This is a genomic window from Nakamurella panacisegetis, assembly GCF_900104535.1.
GTDB lineage: Bacteria > Actinomycetota > Actinomycetes > Mycobacteriales > Nakamurellaceae > Nakamurella > Nakamurella panacisegetis.
The window spans coordinates 429,963-448,966 of the sequence record NZ_LT629710.1; the positions used below are offsets into that span (position 1 = coordinate 429,963).

Consider the following 19,004-nt stretch of genomic DNA (forward strand, 5'->3'; position numbering starts at 1 on the left):
CCGCAGCCCGCGGGCGCGCTTCCGCGCAGCGGACTACCTCCGGAGACTCTTGACTCCCCCGGCAGTGCCCATGGTAAGCGCACCGCGGCTCGGGCATGACGCTCGTCGGGGGCTTTCGCGATCAGCCATGCGCATCCGGCCCACCGGCCACCCGACGCAGAACCCCCGCGTCCGTCGGCTCGCCGACGAACGCGGGGGTGGATGCTCCGACTGTGCGCCTGGAACTCAGGTCAGGCGCAGCAGCCCGTAGTCGAAGCCCTTGCGCCGATAGACGACCGAGCACAGCCCCGACTCGACGTCCTTGAACAGGTAGAAGTCGTGCCCGACGAGTTCCATCTGGTACAGCGCCTGGTCGACGGTGATCGGGTCGGCCGGGTGGTCCTTGATCCGGACGATCCGGCCCGGTCCGCCATCGGCGGAATCACCGAGTTGGTCGTCCTGCCACCGATCGACGCCCTCCGCGTTCTCCTCGGAGCTCGCCGGCTCTTCGGGCAGGCCGCCGCCCGGACCGGCCACCACCGAGATCGGTTCGCGGGCATGCTGTTTGTGGTGCCGGATGTCGGCCGACCGACGCAGGCGCGCCTCGAGTTTCGCGACGGCGGAGTCCAGCGCGGTGTAGAAGGTGTCGGCACTGGCCTCGGCCCGCACCGCTGGTCCCCGGCTGGCCAGGGTGATCTGCACTCGTTGGCAGGTTTTCGAGAGCCGACGGTTGGACTCGTGCGACAGTTCCACGTCGACCCGGATGATCTTCGAGTCGTACCGCTCACTTCGGGCCAGCTTGTCGGCCACATGTGTCCGGAAATGCTCCGGAACCTCCACGTTGCGGCCCTTGACGACAATGTCCACGCGTCCTCCAGGCGATCATGGCGGCCGGAGTCCACCGGGCGCGCCAACTCCACTGCTGTCCACACCCCGAGCGAGACCATCGCTGCTGGATCCGGACTCACCCGGGTTACCTTCGAACCTACCGGCACATCATCGAAGTGCAAGGTGGACAACACCAATGCGTCACCTGTCGTTTTCGTGACAGACACTCCGTCAGGTCGGCCGCGATTCTCACCGAACGGACCGCCAGGGCGCCGCCGATGCCAGGGCCACCACCGCTTTGACCTCGATTCCGGTGACCGAGAGTGTTCGCAGCGAGGCGACCACTGTCGCGCCGGTGGTGATCACGTCATCCAGCAGCACCACCGGCACTCCGGGGGGCGGGCGTCCGGCCGTGCGCAGACGGATCCGCCCGGCCAGGTTCGCCGCCCGGCCCGACGCGTCGAGCCCGACCGAGTCACGGGCCCGCCCGGCCGTGTAGAGGCACGGGGCCACACCGGCCGTCACTCCGCGCCCGGCCAGGGTCGAGGCCGCGCTCTCCGCCATGGCCCGTACCGGGTCCCCGCCCCTGGCCCGGGCGGCGCTCCGCCGGCTGGGGGCGGGCACGATCCACACCTCGGGCGGGATCAGGTCGATCCGGCGCAGGCGAAACATGGCCGTGCCCACCGAGCACCCGAGTCGAGCCGGCAGATCCCGGCGGCCACGCTCCTTGCCGGCGATGATGGCCGCCCGTACTGGCCCGGCGTAGCGGGCCAGGGCCATCACCGGCGGCAGGTGCAGGTCGGCCGCTCCGTCCAGGGTGAGGCCCGGCAGCGCCACCGATCGGGCCCGCGAGGACAGCGTCGCCGCGCATCCGGGACACCAGGGCTCCGGGCCGCCGCAGCCGGGACACGGCCGGGGGAGCACGAGATCGAGGAGGACCGCGAACGGGCCGGGCTCACCGGACATGCCACCAACCGTCGGCCGGACCGGCCGTCACGGCAACCGGCGACGGACGGTTGTGGACAACCCCGGCACCGGTGGACAAGCGCCGGGCCGGGGCCACAGGGATGGACGTGCGCCGGGCCGGGGCCCCAGGGTCAGTGCGGGAAGAAGACGCTCAACGCCGTGCCGTCGCCCGAGACCCGGGCCGGGCCGACCCATTCGCCGCTGGTCTGGCTGCCGCTGAGCGCAGAGATCGTCCCCGCCTCGCCGGGCGCCTGAGCCGAGACCACGTACATCGAGGCGGCGGCCGACGTGGTGTCCGTGTCGGTCGTCGTAGTGGTGTCACCCGGGCCGACCGCCGACCCGGAGGCCGTGTTGACGGCGAGCGATTGCACGTCGTTGTTCAGCCCGGTCGAGGTCAGCTGGATGGCATTGGACCCGTCCACGTCCAGGCTGGTGATCGATCGGAACCCGAGCCCGGAGCCGGACTCCCGGCCGACCGCCAGCAATTCCGTGGCCGAGCTGAACACGACCGAGCCCACCTGTCCGAGTTGGCTGCGGATCGGTTGCAGGTTGATCACCGACAGGGTGTCCGGACCGTCGGCCGGCGCGGGGGCCGTGGAGTCCGCCTTGCCGGCGGTCGTCGACGAGGCGATGGCCCCCATGAACAACTGGCCGTCGGCCACGATGGCCACCCGGATACCGTCCGGCGACAGGGTGAGCCCGGTGACCGTTCGACCTTCCAGACCGCTGACCCCCACCTTGGCCCGGCTGGGCAGCCCGGCAGCGCCGGTCAGGCTGGTCGACACCTGATAGATCTCGGGCGCCGTAGTGCCGTTCTGCACCACCCACACCTCGTCACCGGTGCGGTTGAACGTCGGCTGGGTGAGGGTCTTGGCCCGCAGGGCGGATTGCGGGGTTCCGCCGTCGTACCGTCCGATGAGCAGGGTCTGCCCGGCTCCCCCGGCGGGATCCGATACGCCGGCGACCATGCCGGTGCCGGCCGACATGGCCGCGGAAACCACCCTGGCCGCCCCGCTGCCGAAGCTTCCGGACATCGGGGCCCCGGTCAGCAGGTCGACGACGCGGTGGTTGCGGTCCACGTAGTAGGGATCGGAGACGACCTGGCCGGTACCCGGGACCCGATCCGGGCTGAACGACTCGAGGGCCTGACGGGTGTACGCCGAGTCGCTGAGCAGGACCCCATTGACCGCGATCATCACCTGGGCCACGTCCGGATTCAGGGTCCAGACGATTTGGGCGGCCAGCGCCGCCTGGTCGGCCGGTTTCGGCAGATCGATGCCCAGCAGGTCGACGTGCGCGATACCGCGCTGGTCGATGGTCACAGCGGTGCGCAGGGACCCCTGGTCCAGCTCGGACTGGGCGGCCCCCTTGAGCAGACCGGCCGGGCCCGCCAGCAGCAGGTTGACCAGCGTCGCCACCCGGTTCCTGGTCGTGCCCGTGATCAGATAGCGCCGGTCGGGTACGACGACGGTGCGGCTGGCGTCCAGGAAGTACACGGTGCGCGCCGCATAGACCCGGTTGAAGTCCGACTGCAGGATCAGCAGAGCGGTCGGCGGATCGCTGATCCGCCACTGACCGCTCTCCTGCACCAGATGGAGCGTGACCTTGATGTCGAGTCCGTTGCCCGGGCGGTACGCCTTGTCCGTGTCCAGGGTGCCCTCCGAGGTACCGGTGATGACAACCGTGCCGTTGTCGCCCGGGATCACCTTCTGGTTGCTCAGGATCTGCACCGTGCTCGGCGGATTGGTCTTCCAGTCCGCTCTGGCCTTCGCCGTGAGGTACTGCGCGGGAGCGTCGAACACGGACCCGACGGCACCGGTGGACGACACCCGGGCCGCGGCCTGGATGAAGCTGCTGACGATGACGCCCGGCCCGGAGCCGGGGATTGGCGGCGCCGGCGCCGACTCGCTGACCTGATCGGCGACCCGGCTGACGGCATGGACGGCGCTCGACCCCGGGATCCCGCTGCAGCCGACCAGCAGCACGGCCACCGCTCCCATCAGCAGAAGCCTTGTCCGAGACCTCATCTGGCCCCCTCGTCCTTCGCGTCCAGAACACCCGGCCAGTTGATGGTGCCGCCGGCGGGCAGGGCACCGGCCAGGCCGTGGTGGTTCCAATCCCGATTGTCCATCGGGTCCGAGGCGTCCGGGCCCGCGTCGTCACCCTCATCACCGATCCGGAGCGGAAGCGGCGACGACTCCACCAGCGCGCCGGCCACCAGCGGGAGTGTCAGCCGGAACCGGGCGCCCTGACCCGGCCCGCCCGACGCCTGCAGCCAACCGCCGTGCAGCCGGGCGTCCTCGAGGGAGATGGCCAGACCGAGTCCGGTGCCGCCGGTCTGGCGCTGGCGCGACGGATCGGCCCGCCAGAAGCGGTTGAACACCAGTCCGGCCTCACCGGGTTTGAGTCCGACGCCGTGATCGGTGACGGTGATCGCCAGCACGTCGGAGTCACTGACCAGTTCGACGTCGACCGTGCTCCCGTCAGCGTGGTCGATGGCGTTGTTGAGCAGGTTCCGCAGGATGCGTTCGACCCGGCGGCTGTCGATCTCAGCCACCACCGGCTTCGGGGGAAGGGTTCGTCGGATCTTCACGCCGGCGTTCGCGGCGATCGGCTCTGACGCGGCGATGCAGGACGCGATCACGCCCCGGATGTCCACCTTCTCGGCCGAGAGCTCGGCCATCCCGGCGTCGTACCGGCTGATCTCGAGCAGGTCGGCCAGCAGGGTCTCGAACCGATCGAGTTCGGCCACCAGCAGCTCCGTGGAGCGGCCGAGGTGGGCCGGCAGGTCCTCCCGGCTGTCGTAGAGCAGGTCGGCGGCCATCCGGACCGTCGTCACCGGGGTGCGCAACTCGTGGGAGACATCCGAGGTGAACCGCCGTTGCAGGCTGCCGAACTCCTCGAGCTGGCGGATCTGCGCGCGGATGGCATCGGCCATGCCGTTGAACGATCGGGCCAGGGCGGTGAGCTCGATCGGTCCCTTGACGGGCATCCGCTCGGCCAGGTCGCCGGCGGCCAGCCGCTGGGCCACCGCTGCGGCCCGCCGGACCGGGCGGACCACCTGCAGGGCCACCAGGACGGCGATCAGAGCCAGGGCCAGGGCCAGGCCCGCCCCGCCCAGCAGCAGCGTGTTCCGCACCACCGCGGCGGTGGCCTGATCGGCCGCCAATGAGAAGATCAGGAACACCGAGAAGGTATCGGTGCTGGTCGAGGCGGGTGAGCCGACCACCAGGGCCGGGACGTTCCGCACCGTCGTGTACTGGTAGGCGACGTTTCCCTCCAGCACGGATGCCTTCAGGTCCGCCGGGACGTCGGCGGCGAGCGGCCCGACGGTCAACGAGCTGTCGGCCGGGATGATCACCGGATCGAAGGCACCGGAGTTGCTGGCCGTCGCGTTCGACTCGTTGACCAGGGCCGGGTTGCCCAGCTTCTGCAGGGTCAGACCCAGCGCGCGGGCCAGTGAACTCGGATCGGCATCGGCCCCCTGCAGGTCGGACTGCACGGTCTGGGCGGCCTTCTCGACCTCGGCCAGGGCGACGTTCTGCCGCGTCACCAGCAAGCCCTTGGTGATCTGCTGCTGCAGGACCAATCCGACGCCGAACATGGCCAGCGTGGAGAAGAACAACGTCAGGACGGCGACCCGCAGCAGCAGCGATCGACTCCAGAAGGACAACGCCGCCCGCAGACGGGAACCCTGCAGACGCAGTGGGACGGCCCGCCGCCGGGGCGACGAGGTCGCCGGCGTTGGACCGATCGTCACGCTATGCCGGCCTTGTAACCGACGCCGCGCACCGTGACCACGACCTCGGGCCGCTCCGGGTCCTTCTCGATCTTGCTGCGCAACCGCTGCACGTGCACGTTGACCAGCCGGGTGTCGGCCGCGTGCCGGTAGCCCCAGACCTGCTCGAGCAGCACTTCACGGGTGAACACCTGACGCGGTTTGCGGGCCAGCGCGACCAGCAGGTCGAACTCCAACGGGGTCAGCGGGATCGGCTCGTTGTCCCGGGTCACCTGGTGACCCAGCACGTCGATCTCGATGTCGGCCACCCGCAGACGTTCGGCCGTGCCCACGTCCGCGTGCCGGAGCCGGGCCCGGATCCGGGCGGTCAGCTCCTTGGGCTTGAACGGCTTCATGACGTAGTCGTCGGCCCCGGACTCCAGACCGAGGACGACGTCGACCGTGTCGGTCTTGGCCGTCAGCATGATGATCGGGATCCCCGACTCGGCCCGGATCTCCTTGCACACGTCCAGACCGGAGGTGCCAGGCAGCATCAGGTCGAGCAGGACCAGGTCCGGGTGGATCTCCCGGAAGACGTCGAGGGCCTTCGCGCCATCCCGGACAACTGCGGTGTCGAAACCCTCACCACGCAGCACGATGGTCAGCATCTCGGCCAGGGCAGGGTCGTCGTCGACCACCAGAACGCGCGCTCTCATTCCACCATGGTGTCATCTCGGCGCTCCAGATGTGCGCAGGTCCCACCAGACCGGGCGGGGCGACCCCCGCAGCGGGCCGGCGCGACGGCCGGCCGGGGTGGGCCGGCCTTCCCGGGCGAGCGCGGGCGGCGCCACATGGGACGATGAGGCGGTGAGTCTCCCGCCGTATTCGAACCCAGCGAACTCCAACCTCAATGCCCCGCAGCCGGGGTTGTACCCGTTGCGGCCGCTGCAGATCGGTGAGATCTTCGGCGCCGCGGCGAGGGTGGCCTGGCGGCACATCCTGGTCCTGGCGCCGATCGGGCTGCTGATCGGCGTCGTCTCCAGTGCGGTGGAGTTCGCGGTGATGAAGGCGAACGGGTCTCTCGAGGAATTCGCCTCCGGACGGCTCAGCACCATCGACCCGCAGGCCGGCCCGGCCGAGATCCAGGCGCAGATCTCCTACCTGTTCAGCCATCTGCTCCCCGCTGTCGGGGCGGCCGGGCTCGTCAGCCTGATCGCCGCTCCGGTGCTGGCCGCGGTGGCCACCCCGTTTGCCGCCCTCGGCGCCACCACCGCCGAAGCGCCGAACAGCGCCGGCCTGGCCCGGCTCCGCGGTCGGCTCGGCCCGCTCACCGGAGTGGCCGTGCTCTGCGGTCTGGCCGTCGCGGTCGGGTCCGTTCTGCTGGTGGTGCCGGGCATCATCGCGTGGCTGATGCTGCTGCCGGCCGGCCCGGTGGTCGCCATGGAGAAATCCTCCGTCGTCGATTCGATGCGGCGGGCCGCGGCGCTCAGCACCGGCGTCAAGGGTCGGCTGTTCGGGATCATGTGTCTGGCCGGATTGATCACCGGCGCCATCGGCTTCGGCGCGGCGGCGATCCTCGGCCAGCTGGTCAGCAACAGTGATCCCGTTGTGCACCTGTACCTGACCCAGGCCATCGCGGTCGTCGTCGGGGCCCTGACGCTGGCCTGGACGGCGTCCGTCACAGCCATGATCTACATCGACATCCGGATGCGCCGAGAGGGTCTGGCCCAGGCACTGCTGGCCAGTTCGCAGCCGTCGTCCTTCAGCTAGACCCGGGCGGACCGTTCGGCGCGCCGATGCGTCGGACCGGGTTCACCCGACCAGCTCGGCCAGTAGGTCGACGGGACGGTCGGGGCGGAGCACCGTCCAGGGCGACAGGAACTCCTCGGCGGCGAACCGCTCGTACATCGCGGCCGTGCGCTCCTGCAGGCCGGCATCGGACTCGAAGCGGTCCAGGGACCGGCTGCTGTCCTGCTCGGCACGGCCCGCGGCCCGTTGCGCGGCGATGTGCCGGGGGGTGGCCAGCAGCACCTGGCGGTCGGGCCGCGGCAGGCCGAACCGGCCGATCTCCAGATCCAGCACCCACTCCGGGAAGCCGGTGTCCACCTCGGGGCCACCCAACCGCGCCGCTCCGTACGCGGCGTTGGAACTGACGTAGCGGTCCAGCACCACCAGGTCGAACTGCGTGAGACGGTCGCGGATCTCCTGCGCTGCCGCCCGGCGGTCGAGCGCGAACAGCAGCGCCGTCCCGTACACCGAATCCGAGAGATCGCCCAGACGGCCGTACAGGGCGTCGCGCACCAGATCGGCGTGGATGTCGACGCCGTACCGGGGAAAGGCCATGGTGGTGATGCCGAGACCGGTCGCCCTGGCCTGTTCGGCCAACCCCTTGGTGAGGGTCTGCTTGCCGGACCCGTCCAGTCCCTCGATCACGATCAGTCGGCCCACTCCCGGAACCCTACCGGCGGCTGCACCGCCGGCCGGACGAGCGCCGGGCGGAATCCTCGGCTTGACCCCGGCCGCGGCGGGGATGGTTGGATGGCCGCATGACGAATCCAGCCAGCAAGCCCGAGATCGACTTCCCCACCGGTGACGCGCCGAACGAGCTGCAGATCCGCGACATCACCGTCGGCGACGGCGCGGAGGCCGTTCCCGGGGCCAAGGTGACCGTGCACTACCTGGGAGTCGAATTCAGCAGCGGCGAGGAGTTCGACTCCTCGTGGAATCGCGGCGAGTCCATCCAGTTCCCGTTGCGCGGCCTGATCCAGGGCTGGCAGGACGGCATCCCCGGCATGAAGGTCGGCGGCCGCCGCGAACTGGTCATCCCCCCGCATCTCGCGTACGGCCCGGCCGGCTCCGGCCACCGCCTGTCCGGCCAGACCCTGATCTTCATCATCGATCTGCTGGCCGTGAACTGACCCTCCCCCTGCGTCAGGACCCCCCGGGCGTCAGCTCTCCCCGGCGCCGGCTCTCCCCGGCGCCGGCTCTCCCCGGCGTCAGCTCTCCCCGGCGTGGATCAACTTCGCAGGCATGGACGAACGTGTTCACTCGCGTCACTCCAGTCCCACATCGGCCAAGTTGATCCATGCCGGATCGTGCACCGTTGATCCATGCGGGATCGTGCACAAGTTGATCCATGCCGGATCGTGCACCATCGAGACAGCGAAATGCCCCGCGAGACATCAGCTCTCGCGGGGCATTTCGTCGGTCGGATCAGGCGCGGACGGACGGCGCCGGACTCCTAGTACCGGTAGTGGTCGGCCTTGTACGGGCCTTCGACGTCGACGCCGATGTATTCGGCCTGCTCCTTGGTGAGCTTGGTCATCTCCCCGCCCAGGGCCAGGACGTGGATCAGCGCGACCTTCTCGTCCAGGTGCTTCGGCAGCCGGTAGACCTCGAGGTCGTACTCGTTGCGCTTGGTGAACAGCTCGATCTGCGCGATCGTCTGGTTGGCGAAGGACGCCGACATGACGAACGACGGGTGGCCGGTGGCGTTACCCAGGTTCAGCAGGCGGCCTTCGGACAGCACCAGGATGGTCTTGCCGTTCGCGAAGGTCCACAGGTGCACCTGCGGCTTGATCTCCAGCTTGGTGACGCCCGGGAGCTTGGCCAGCCCGGCCATGTCGATCTCGTTGTCGAAGTGACCGATGTTGCCCAGCACGGCCTGGTGCTTCATCGCCTGCATGTGCGCGGTGGTGATGATGTCCTTGTTGCCGGTGGTGGTGATGATGAAGTCGGCGCTGGAGATGGCCTGGTCGATGGTCGCCACCTGGTAGCCGTCCATCAGCGCCTGCAGGGCACAGATGGGGTCGATCTCGGCGATGATGACGCGCGCACCCTGGCCGCGGAGGGACTCGGCGCAGCCCTTGCCGACATCGCCGTAGCCGGCCACCAGAGCGACCTTGCCGCCGATGAGGACGTCGGTGGCGCGGTTGATGCCGTCAATCAGCGAGTGCCGGCAGCCGTACTTGTTGTCGAACTTGCTCTTGGTGACCGAGTCGTTGACGTTGATCGCCGGGAAGAGCAGTTCGCCCGCCGCGGCCAGCTGGTACAGACGCAGCACACCAGTGGTGGTCTCCTCCGTCACGCCGAGGATCTTCGGGCCGATCTCGGAGTAGTACCCGGGGTCGGTGGCCAGGGACTTGCGGAGCAGGTCGAGGACGACGCCCCACTCCTCGCTGTCGGACTCGTCGGTCGGCGGGACGACGCCGGCCTTCTCGTACTGCACACCCTTGTGGATGAGCATGGTGACGTCGCCGCCGTCGTCGAGGATCATGTTCGGGCCCTGACGCTCACCGGCCGGGGCCGGCCACCGCAGCATCTGATCGGTGCACCACCAGTACTCGGGCAGGGTCTCGCCCTTCCAGGCGTAGACCGAGACGCCCTTGGGCTCGTCCACGGTGCCGTAGGGGCCGACGACGGTCGCCGCGGCGGCGTGGTCCTGGGTGGAGAAGATGTTGCAGGACACCCAGCGGACGCTGGCGCCGAGGGCAACCAGGGTCTCGATGAGGACCGCGGTCTGGACGGTCATGTGCAGCGAGCCGGCGATGCGCGCGCCCTTGAGCGGCTGCACCTCCGAGTACTCGCGGCGCAGGGTCATCAGGCCGGGCATCTCGTGCTCGGCGAGGGTGATCTCCTTGCGGCCGAACTCGGCCAGCGAGAGATCGGCCACCTTGAAGTCGAGGTCGCCGATGCGGTCAGCGACCAGCTCGGGGCTCAGGGTTGAGGTCAACGAAACGCTCCTAGCGCAGAATTTGGCGCCGCGCGGATCGCAGCACCCAACGGCCGGACTCGGATCTGCCCTGATCGGCAGCCCTGCACCGGACGCCCGCGGGCGTGCATGTCAGTGGTCAGGGTACCGGGAGATCACTGTTCGGTCACGCTGCCGGCCGGAGACGCGGCCCACCCGCGGGCCCGGCTCAGAAGCGGCCCGGCCCACCCTCGGGCCCGGCTCAGGAAGTCGGGGCGGCGCCAGTCTCCGGCTTGCGCGACGCGCCGGCGGTGAGTCCGGCCAGTCCGACGAGCACGAGTACCAGCAGCAACGCGTGCAACAGACCGACGTGCTGGCCCAGGAATCCGATGGACGGCGGCCCGACCAGGAAGGCGAAGTAGCCGATGGTCGCGACCACGCTGACGCTGGCCGCCGCATTCTTCGGGTCGTCGGCGGCGGCCGACATACCGACCGGGAACCCCAGCGACGCGCCCAGCCCCCAGAGGACCACCCCGATCGCAGCCACCGCCGCGCTCGGCACGAAGATCACGATGAGCAGCCCCGCCGCCGCCAGGACGGCCGAGGACCGCAGCACGAGCACCCGTCCGAACCGGTCCAGCAGCCGCACTCCGGCTACCCGGCCGATCGTCATCGCGGCCACGAAGATGCCGAACACGAAGCTGCCGGTCGCGTTGCCGACGTGGTGCCCGTCGACCATGGCCAGGGCCAGCCAGTCGGTTGCGCTGCCCTCGGCGAAAGCCATGCCGAGGACGATCAGCCCGATCAGCAGGATCCGCGGGTTCTTCCAGATGAGCAGTCGGGAGCGCCAACCGGCCGTCGACCCGTCGTCGGACACCTCAGGGGTCACCGCGTCGGGGTGGGGTGGCAGTTTGCGGACAGCCAGGGCAACGGCCACCACCATCACCGACGCGATGATCCCGAGGTGGACCGCGATCGCCAGGTGCGCCTTCTCGGCCAGGCCGCCGAGCAACGCCCCGGCCACCGTGCCCACGCTGAACGCGGCGTGGAACAGCGGCATGACGGTCCGCCCCAGCGCCCGCTCGTTGGCTGCCCCCTCGACGTTCATCGCGACGTCGCACATTCCGGTGCCGGCGCCGAACAGGGCCAGCCCGACGATGGCCAGAACCGGCGTGGTGAACAGGGTGGAGGCCAAGCCGGCCAGGGTGAGCCCGGCCGCGCTGACCACGACGGCGCCGCCGATGGTCCGGGCCGGGCCGAAGCGCACGAGCACGTGACTGGAGAACACCAGCCCGACGATCGACCCGGCGGCCAGGCCGAAGGCGACGATACCCATGAGCTCCGTGCTGGCGTGCAGCGAGTCGCGGACCGACGGGATGCGGGCGACCCAGCTGGCCAGCCCCAGCCCGGACAGCGAGAAGATGACGAACACGGCATTGCGCCAGGTCACGACCTGCTCACGGGTCAAGTCGGGCGCCGTCGACGACGCAGCAGCGTTGCTCATGTTGTCCTTTGTGCAGATCGCGATCTCGGCCACCGGCCGGTGCGCCCGAGGTGGCGCGGAGGAACCCGCCAGCCGGGACGCCCCGGTTGCCCGGACGTCGGTCGAAACGATTCGATTCGGTGTTTCGACTAAGGTAGCGAGCGCGTCCGGCGCGGTCAACCCCGCCGGTGGGGGCGGTCCGGGCCAGGGACGGCCAGGCCGACCAGGACAGCCAGGAGGTGGACCGTGGGAACGATGACGAGCGATGCACCAGAACGCCACCACCCGGACAAGCGACCCACTCTGGCCGCGGTGGCCGCCCTGGCCGGTGTGTCGGTGTCCACCGCGTCACTGGCCTTCAGCGGTTCCGGGCCGGTGTCGGCGGCCACCCGCGAACGCGTCCTGGCCGCAGCCGAGCAGCTGCAGTACGCCGGTCCCGACCCCAGGGCCCGGTCGCTGCGGCAGGGCCGTTCCGGCATCATCGCCGCCGTGCTCGAGGAGACGGTGCTGCAGGCATTCCGGGATCCGGTGATGATCGCCTTCCTGGACGGCATCGCCCAGGAGATCGCCGCGTCCGGCCACTCGCTGCTGCTGGTCCCGGTAATCGGCGACGGGCCGACCGCCATCGAGACGGCACCGATGGACGCCGTGGTGCTGATGGGTTGCAGCCCGCACGTCGGCCGCTCCATCGAGCTCACCCGGAGACGATCGATCCCGATCGTCTCGCTCGGCAGTACACCGTTCGACGACGTGCTCTCGGTGACGCTCGACGACCGTCCGGCCACCGCCGAACTGGCCCGGCACCTCTACGACCTCGGCCACCGCCGGATCGCCGCGGTCACCCTGCCTCTGGAAGAGTCGCGCGCCCGCGGCCCGCTGACCCCGGAGTGGGAGGCCAGGGCCACCATCTCCACGACCGTCGAGCGGCTCGCCGGCGCCCGGACCGTCTTCCCGGAACTGACCGGCCTGGTCGCCGCAGGCAGCCTGGTCGACGAAGGACTGCTGGCCGGACGTGAACTGCTGGGCCGGCCGGATCGCCCGACCGCGATCATCGCCCAGAGCGACCTGCTGGCGGCCGGCGTCATCCGGGCCGCGCAGGAACTCGGCCTGCAGGTGCCGGCCGACGTCAGCGTGGTCGGGTTCGACGGAATCCGGCTGGACAACGTCATCGCCCACGACCTCACGACCATGGTGCAGCCGGCGGCCGAACAGGGTGCGACGGCCGGCCGGATGGTGCTGGACATGCTGGAGGACGTGCAGCCGGAGGCCGCCCGGTTCACCAGCGAATTCCACCTGGGCAACACCACCGCCCCACCCCCCGCCGAGTAGGCCGCGGCGTCAAACCCGGTGGGGCGCGTCAGAGCCAGCGGGCGCGTCAGAGCCGGTGGGCGCTTCAGAGCCGGAAGAGTCTGATGTGCCCGGCGATCTGCACGAGCAGGTGCCCGTTCACCCGCGCCATCCCGGGCGCCCGCCGCCGCCGGGGCGGTCTCGTGCCGTCGTACCGGAACAGCAGTTCCCGCTCCACGAGTTCCTGCGCCGCGATCCCGGTGAGAACCGCGCGGGCCCGGAGCGAGCGTGCGAAATCCCAGCCGTCACGCCAGGCGCCGCCCGTCGGACGGTGCGCGGCCCACTCGGCGAACTCGACCTGGAACCCCTCCCCCAGTTCGGCCCGCAGCCGCGGCCAGTGCCTGGCGATCTCGCCGGCGCGCTTGCGCAGCAACGCGTTCCGGGCGATCTCGATCCGATCGGGATCGAAGCCGGGGGGCACCGGGGCCGTCCCGGTGAGGGCGGCGACCAGATCCGCCTGCGCCCGGGCGTATGCGGCGGCCGACGTCGACGGCTGCTGCTGCTGCTGCTGCTGTTGTTGTTGCTGCTGCTGCTGCTGGTGTTGCGGCGGCGCAGACGAAACGGCCCGGATCGGGCTCGTTTCAGCCATTTCCGGGCCGGAATGTATGCGCCGGGCCGGAATGTATGCGCGGAAGGGCAGCCGGGGCGGAATGTATGCGCGGAAGGGCAGCCGGGGCGAGGGTCACCCGCGGGTGGTGGCTGCGGTCGGCGATGGCGTCGAGTTCTCTTCCGAGTTCGGCGGCCGGTGGATAGTGGCCGTCCCGTTCCAGCATCACCGCCGGGACCGGTTGACGCGCAACGAGTTCCGACAGCAGGTCGAGCACCGCCGGCGGGATCGGGTCGGTGTGGGTGTCGTGGTACACCCCGTCCGCGCCCGGCCCCTCCGCACCGCCGGCCATGTGCACGTAAGCGATCCGGTCCAGCGGAAGAGCCTCGAACAGGGCGCTCGGGTCCAACCGGCGGTTCAGCGCGTTGGCGTACACGTTGGCCACGTCCAGTAGCAGCAGACAGCCGGTGCGCTCCAGGATCTCGGTCAGGAACTGACCCTCGGTCAGCTCGGCGTCGGGCCAGTCGAAGACGGCCGCGATCGGTTCCAGGGCCAGCGGGACATCCAGTTCGGGCCGCAACTGGGCGACGTTGCGGACGATCGCGTCCACCGCTTCCCGCGTCCGCGGGACGGGGAGCAGGTGCCCGGCCTCCACCCCGGCGGCCCGGACGAAGGCGATGTGCTCGCTGACCATCGGTGCTCCCAACGTCGCGGCGGCTGTCGCGAACTGCGTGATCCGTTGCGGATCGAGCCGTTCCGCTCCACCGAGGGACAGCCGCGTCCCGTGGGAGACGATCGGAACGCCCCGGGACATCAGGGGGAGCAGGGTCTCCGGGGCCGACGCGCCGATCCCCTCGGCGACCACCTCGACGAACCCGAGGCCGGGAAGAGCATCGACGAACCCGGCGATCTCGGGGCGCCATCCGATGCCGACTCCGGCCGGCGCGGTCACCCGCCGCACCCGCCGCCACCACCACAACTGCTGCCCCCGCCACAGCTGCTGCCCCCGCTGCAACTGCTGCCGCCGCTGCTACAACTGCTGCCCCCGCCTGTATCGGAGCCGGAGCCACCCGAGGCCGGCGCGGCGACCCGGGCCGCGGCCGCGAACTCCGGGTCCATCGAGTAGAGGGCACCGACCCCGAACAGCGCCACCGAGAGCCCGGCGCCGGATGCACCGTAGGTCGACCAGGCTGGGTGACTGGACGTCCGCAGATGGGCGTGGCCGCGGCGTTGACGCCGCATCAACGATCGACCCGCCGCCGTGGTTCTCGGCACGCGGATCAGGAGGATCAGGGTGACGGCGCCGAGCGCGATCATGACCATCACCAGGTGAGCGATCGGGTGACCTTCCGGTGCGGATGCGATCCGGGCCGCGCCGAGCGCCTCCAGTGCCATCAGGGGCACCACCACGATGCGGCATCCCAGCCGGGCACCGGCATCGGTCACCAGCCCGGCCGATCGCAGGAGGTCGCGGATCCGGTTCATCGCGGGAGTCAGTCGTGGATCGGCGGCCGCGGCCATGGTGCGCACGCCGTGCACGCAGACCTGTAGCACCGCCTGTTGCAGGTCGGACAGCGGGACCCGGCTGCTGCCGGCCTTGATGATCCTGCCCTTGCCGACCGGCTTCACCAGGTGCAGGGCCCGCAGGGCGGTCAGCGCGACGTAGAAGGCACGCACCCGCCCGTCCACCAGGTATCCGATCGCCTCCGGGTCGGTCCTCGCCTCCGCAGCGCGGCGGGAACCGCGGGTCAGCATTCTTCGCACCACGATCACCACCGCGACCGCGACGATCGCGGACACCAGATACTCGCGGAAGAAGTCGGCACCGGACACACCCCAGGTGTCCCCCGGGGCGGCCAACGGCCGGGCGGCTGCGGTGTTCATGGCCTTGTCCCTCCCTCGGCGCGGATCCCCGCCCGCGCTGCTCCGTCAGCTGGTGATCGCGCCCTGGGCGGCCGAGCCGACGAGCTTGGAGTACTTGGCCAGCACCCCCCGCTTGTACCGGTGCGGCAGGGGGACCCAACCCTCCCGCCGCGCGGCCAGCTCTGCCTCGTCGACCATCAGGTCGAGGGTGCGCCGGGCAATGTCGACCCGGATCCGGTCGCCGTCGCGGACGAACGCGATCGGGCCGCCGTCGACCGCCTCCGGTGCGATGTGCCCGATGCACAGGCCGGTCGTGCCGCCGGAGAACCGCCCGTCGGTCAGCAGCAGCACGTTCTGGCCGAGCCCGGCCCCCTTGATGGCCGCGGTGATGGCCAGCATCTCCCGCATGCCCGGCCCGCCCTTGGGCCCCTCGTACCGGATGACGATCACGTCACCGGCCGTCACCTCGCCGTTGGTCAGCGCGTCCATGGCCGATCGTTCCCGCTCGAAGACCCGGGCCGGGCCCTCGAAGGTGGCCAGGTCGAACCCAGCAGTCTTGACCACGGCCCCCTGCGGAGCCAGTGAGCCGCGCAGGATCGCGATGCCGCCGGTCTTGTGCAGGGGGTTGTCCAGCTTGCGCAGCACGTCGCCGTCCAGATCGGGCAGGGACAGGTCGGCCAGGTTCTCGGCCAGCGTCTTCCCGGTCACCGTCAAGGCGTCGCCGTGCAGCAACCCGGCGTCCAGCAGGGCTTTCATGATCACCGGGATACCGCCGACCCGGTCCATGTCGTTCATCACGTACCGCCCGAACGGCTTCAGGTCTCCCAGGTGCGGGACCCGGTCGGCGATCCGATTGAAATCGTCCAGGCTCAGGTCGACCTCGGCCTCGTGCGCGATGGCCAACAGGTGCAGCACCGCATTGGTGGAACCGCCCAGCGCCATGACGACGGAGATGGCGTTCTCGAACGCCTTCTTGGTCATGATGTCCCGGGCGGTCAGGCCGAGCCGGATCAGGTTGACGACGGCCTCGCCGGACCGGTGCGCGAAGTAGTCCCGACGGCGGTCGGCCGCCGGTGGCGCGGCCGAGCCGGGAAGCGACATGCCCAGCGCCTCCGCCGCCGACGCCATCGTGTTGGCCGTGTACATGCCGCCGCACGCACCCTCACCGGGACAGACCGCGCGCTCGATCCGGTCCAGGTCGCCCATGCTCATCTTGCCCGTCTTGCAGGCGCCGACCGCCTCGAAGGCATCGATCAGGGTGACGTTCTTCTCGGTTCCGTCCTCCAGCTTCACCCACCCCGGGGCGATGGTGCCCGCGTAGAGGAACACCGAGGCCAGGTCCAGCCGGGCGGCCGCCATCAGCATGCCCGGCAGGGACTTGTCGCAGCCGGCCAGCAGAACCGACCCGTCCAGCCGTTCGGCCTGCATGACGGTCTCGACCGAGTCGGCGATGACCTCCCGGGAGACCAGGGAGAAGTGCATACCCTCGTGGCCCATGGAGATCCCGTCCGAGACGGAGATGGTGCCGAACTGGAGCGGGTACCCGCCGCCGGCATGCACCCCTTCCTTCGACGCCTGCGCCAAGCGGTCCAACGACAGGTTGCACGGGGTGATCTCGTTCCAGGAGCTGCCGATGCCGATCTGCGGCTTGCCCCAATCCGCGTCGCCCATCCCGACCGCGCGGAGCATGCCGCGGGAGGCGGTGCTCTCGATGCCGTCGGTGACGTCGCGACTGCGGGGCTTCATGTCGGGTGTGCTCACGAGTGGAGCCTATCCGGGTCGCCTCACGTCAGCAGTTCACCCGCCCCGGCGGACGGTACGGCGTTCACCCGCGCGGGCGCGGTGAGCACGGCGCCCGCGCCGGCGACGATCACCAAGGCCATGGCGACCAGGTCACGCACGGTCAACGCCTGTCCGAGGATGAGGAACCCGGAGACGGCCGCGACGGCCGGGGCCAGAGCCAGCAGCACGGAGAAGGTCGAGGCCGACAAGGTGCGCAGCGCGAACAGCTCCAGGGTGTACGGGATCATCGAGGACAGCACGGCGACGGCCGCCCCTGGTCCGAAGACGTCGGGATGGAGCAGAACCGACCCGGCGGTGAGAAGCCCGAACGGGAGTATCAGCACCGCCGCGACCCCGAGGGACAGGGCCAGGCCGTCGGCCCCGGAGAAACGGGCACCGGTCCGTCCGCTGAGCAACACGTACGCGGCCCAGAACACGCCGGTTCCGAGGGCGAACAGCACACCGGGCAGGTTCAACCCGGTCAGTCCGTCACTGAGCAGCACCACGCCGGCCAGGGCCAGCCCGGCCCACAACCAGGAGATGAGCCGGCGATTGGTGATCACCGAGAGGGCCAGCGGTCCGAGTACCTCCAGGGTCACCGCGGCGCCGAGCGGGATCCGGTCGATGGCCTGGTAGAACAGGCCGTTCATGCCGGCCAACGCCGCCCCGAATCCGAGAACGGTCAGCCAGTCACCGCGGTTGCGCTCACGCAGGGACGGCCGGCACACCGCGAGCATCAGGACGGCCGAGACCACGAGCCGCAGGGTCACCGTGCCGAGCGGCCCGGCCTTCGGGAAGAGCAGCACCGCGACCCCGGCCCCGAACTGCACCGAGAACGCGCCCCCCAGGAACAACCCGATCGCTCCGGCCTTGGCCTTGGACGTGGGTCCGGCGGCGGTGAGTTCCACGGGCTCGACGCTAGGCGGTGCGGCGGCCGATCGGAAATGAACAGGGTCAGCGACGGGCGGCCAGCGCGTCCCGTAGCTGCTCGGCCAGCACCCCCGCCGCCGTCCGCAGCCCGGCGACGGACGGCCCGGCCTGCAGCACCTCACGGCTCGAGGTCGGCAGTACGGTCGAGAGATCGTCCCCGAAGACGATCTTCAGATCGTCCACGGTCGCCCCCTGGGCCCCCAGGCCGGGGGCCAGCAGCGGACCGTTGACCTGGCTCAGATCGACCCCGGTCCAGCCGACGGTGGCCCCGACCACCAGCCCCACCGAACCCATCGGTGCCGCACCGGCGTTGACGGCGGCGGCGCTGTCGGCGATCGACTGGGCCACGGTGCGGCCGTCCGCGGTCACCGCATGCTGCAGAGCCGGACCCTCCGGGTTGGAGGTCAGGGCCAGGACGAAGATGCCCCGGCCGTTGGCCGCAGCCGCGTCGATGGCCGGTTGCAGCGAGCCGAAGCCCAGATACGGCGACAGCGTGACGGCGTCGGCCGCCAACGGCGACCCTTCGGTCAGGTAGGCGGCGGCGTAGGCGGCCATGGTCGACCCGATGTCGCCGCGCTTGGCATCGAGCAGGACCAGCGCTCCGGCGGCGCGGGAATCGGCGATCAGCCGCTCCAGCACGGCCACCCCGGCGCTGCCGTACGCCTCGAAGAACGCCGACTGGGGCTTGACCACGGCGACCGTGCCGGCCAGGGCCTCGACCGCCGTCATGGCGAACGACTCCAGCCCGCCCACGGATTCCGGCAACCCCCACGCCCGGAGCAGACCCGGGTGGGGATCGATGCCGACGCACAGGGGTCCGCGGGCGTGCGTCGCCGCGGCCAGCCGGGCACCGAAGGTTTCCATGATCTGC

General features: G+C 70.5%; 16 protein-coding genes and 1 pseudogene. 3 read left to right on the top strand and 14 right to left on the bottom strand.

What is annotated here, in order from left to right; all coding sequences use genetic code 11:
• Positions 1-225: 225 nt before the first annotated feature.
• From hpf to mtrA, 5 genes are all read right to left on the bottom strand, one after another.
• Positions 226-846: a ribosome hibernation-promoting factor, HPF/YfiA family gene (gene hpf / locus BLS97_RS01920; RefSeq protein WP_090474295.1), complete on the bottom strand. Its 621-nt coding sequence runs from the start codon at positions 844-846 to the stop codon at positions 226-228.
• 210 nt (positions 847-1,056) lie between these two features.
• Positions 1,057-1,773 (bottom strand): ComF family protein, encoded by a 717-nt coding sequence (locus BLS97_RS01925; RefSeq protein WP_090474296.1) that lies wholly within the window; start codon positions 1,771-1,773, stop codon positions 1,057-1,059.
• Positions 1,774-1,904: 131 nt separating this feature from the next.
• Complete coding sequence (locus BLS97_RS01930) at positions 1,905-3,800, bottom strand: LpqB family beta-propeller domain-containing protein (RefSeq protein ID WP_090474297.1); 1,896 nt, start codon at positions 3,798-3,800, stop codon at positions 1,905-1,907.
• On the bottom strand, positions 3,797-5,533 hold the full coding sequence (gene mtrB / locus BLS97_RS01935) for an MtrAB system histidine kinase MtrB (protein ID WP_231988309.1): 1,737 nt from the start codon (positions 5,531-5,533) through the stop codon (positions 3,797-3,799). Before mtrB ends, BLS97_RS01930 begins: the two co-directional genes overlap by 4 nt.
• Entirely contained in the window at positions 5,530-6,207 is a 678-nt protein-coding gene (gene mtrA, locus BLS97_RS01940; RefSeq protein WP_090474298.1) for an MtrAB system response regulator MtrA, read from the bottom strand. The genes mtrB and mtrA overlap by 4 nt, the downstream gene beginning before the upstream one ends.
• Positions 6,208-6,358: 151 nt before the next feature.
• On the opposite strand from mtrA, the gene BLS97_RS01945 reads away from it, so the two are divergent.
• Positions 6,359-7,261, top strand: coding sequence for a hypothetical protein (locus BLS97_RS01945; RefSeq protein ID WP_090474299.1), 903 nt, complete (start codon positions 6,359-6,361; stop codon positions 7,259-7,261).
• 42 nt (positions 7,262-7,303) lie between these two features.
• On the opposite strand, the gene BLS97_RS01950 is transcribed toward BLS97_RS01945, so the two are convergent.
• Complete coding sequence (locus BLS97_RS01950) at positions 7,304-7,939, bottom strand: dTMP kinase (protein ID WP_090474300.1); 636 nt, start codon at positions 7,937-7,939, stop codon at positions 7,304-7,306.
• A 98-nt stretch (positions 7,940-8,037) separates the two neighbouring features.
• Here BLS97_RS01950 and BLS97_RS01955 point away from each other — a divergent pair, with 98 nt between their 5' ends.
• A complete protein-coding gene (locus BLS97_RS01955; protein WP_090474301.1) occupies positions 8,038-8,409 on the top strand; it encodes an FKBP-type peptidyl-prolyl cis-trans isomerase in 372 nt (123 codons plus the stop codon).
• Between the two features lie 323 nt (positions 8,410-8,732).
• Here the strand turns inward: BLS97_RS01955 and ahcY are convergent, their stop codons facing one another.
• Entirely contained in the window at positions 8,733-10,211 is a 1,479-nt protein-coding gene (gene ahcY / locus BLS97_RS01960) for an adenosylhomocysteinase (protein ID WP_197676537.1), read from the bottom strand.
• A 232-nt stretch (positions 10,212-10,443) separates the two neighbouring features.
• Complete coding sequence (locus BLS97_RS01965; protein ID WP_090481076.1) at positions 10,444-11,685, bottom strand: MFS transporter; 1,242 nt, start codon at positions 11,683-11,685, stop codon at positions 10,444-10,446.
• A gap of 234 nt (positions 11,686-11,919) precedes the next feature.
• On the opposite strand from BLS97_RS01965, the gene BLS97_RS01970 reads away from it, so the two are divergent.
• A complete protein-coding gene (locus BLS97_RS01970) occupies positions 11,920-12,993 on the top strand; it encodes a LacI family DNA-binding transcriptional regulator (protein WP_090474303.1) in 1,074 nt (357 codons plus the stop codon).
• A gap of 64 nt (positions 12,994-13,057) precedes the next feature.
• Here BLS97_RS01970 and BLS97_RS01975 read toward each other — a convergent pair whose 3' ends face one another.
• The 6 genes and pseudogenes from BLS97_RS01975 to pyrF form a co-directional block, all read right to left on the bottom strand.
• Entirely contained in the window at positions 13,058-13,600 is a 543-nt protein-coding gene (locus tag BLS97_RS01975; protein ID WP_197676357.1) for a hypothetical protein, read from the bottom strand.
• A gap of 91 nt (positions 13,601-13,691) precedes the next feature.
• Positions 13,692-14,510 (bottom strand): annotated as a pseudogene (locus BLS97_RS01980) (DUF692 domain-containing protein); the annotation flags it as partial.
• A complete protein-coding gene (locus BLS97_RS01985; protein ID WP_090474304.1) occupies positions 14,507-15,442 on the bottom strand; it encodes a TIGR04222 domain-containing membrane protein in 936 nt (311 codons plus the stop codon). The pseudogene BLS97_RS01980 and the gene BLS97_RS01985, both read right to left, overlap by 4 nt.
• A gap of 45 nt (positions 15,443-15,487) precedes the next feature.
• Positions 15,488-17,167 carry a dihydroxy-acid dehydratase gene (gene ilvD, locus BLS97_RS01990; RefSeq protein WP_090474306.1) on the bottom strand — a complete coding sequence of 560 codons (1,680 nt, stop codon included), beginning with the start codon at positions 17,165-17,167 and terminating at the stop codon, positions 15,488-15,490.
• Between the two features lie 38 nt (positions 17,168-17,205).
• Positions 17,206-18,111: an EamA family transporter gene (locus tag BLS97_RS01995; protein WP_231988310.1), complete on the bottom strand. Its 906-nt coding sequence runs from the start codon at positions 18,109-18,111 to the stop codon at positions 17,206-17,208.
• 46 nt (positions 18,112-18,157) lie between these two features.
• Positions 18,158-18,997 (bottom strand): orotidine-5'-phosphate decarboxylase, encoded by an 840-nt coding sequence (gene pyrF / locus BLS97_RS02000; protein WP_090474308.1) that lies wholly within the window; start codon positions 18,995-18,997, stop codon positions 18,158-18,160.
• Positions 18,998-19,004 lie beyond the last annotated feature (7 nt).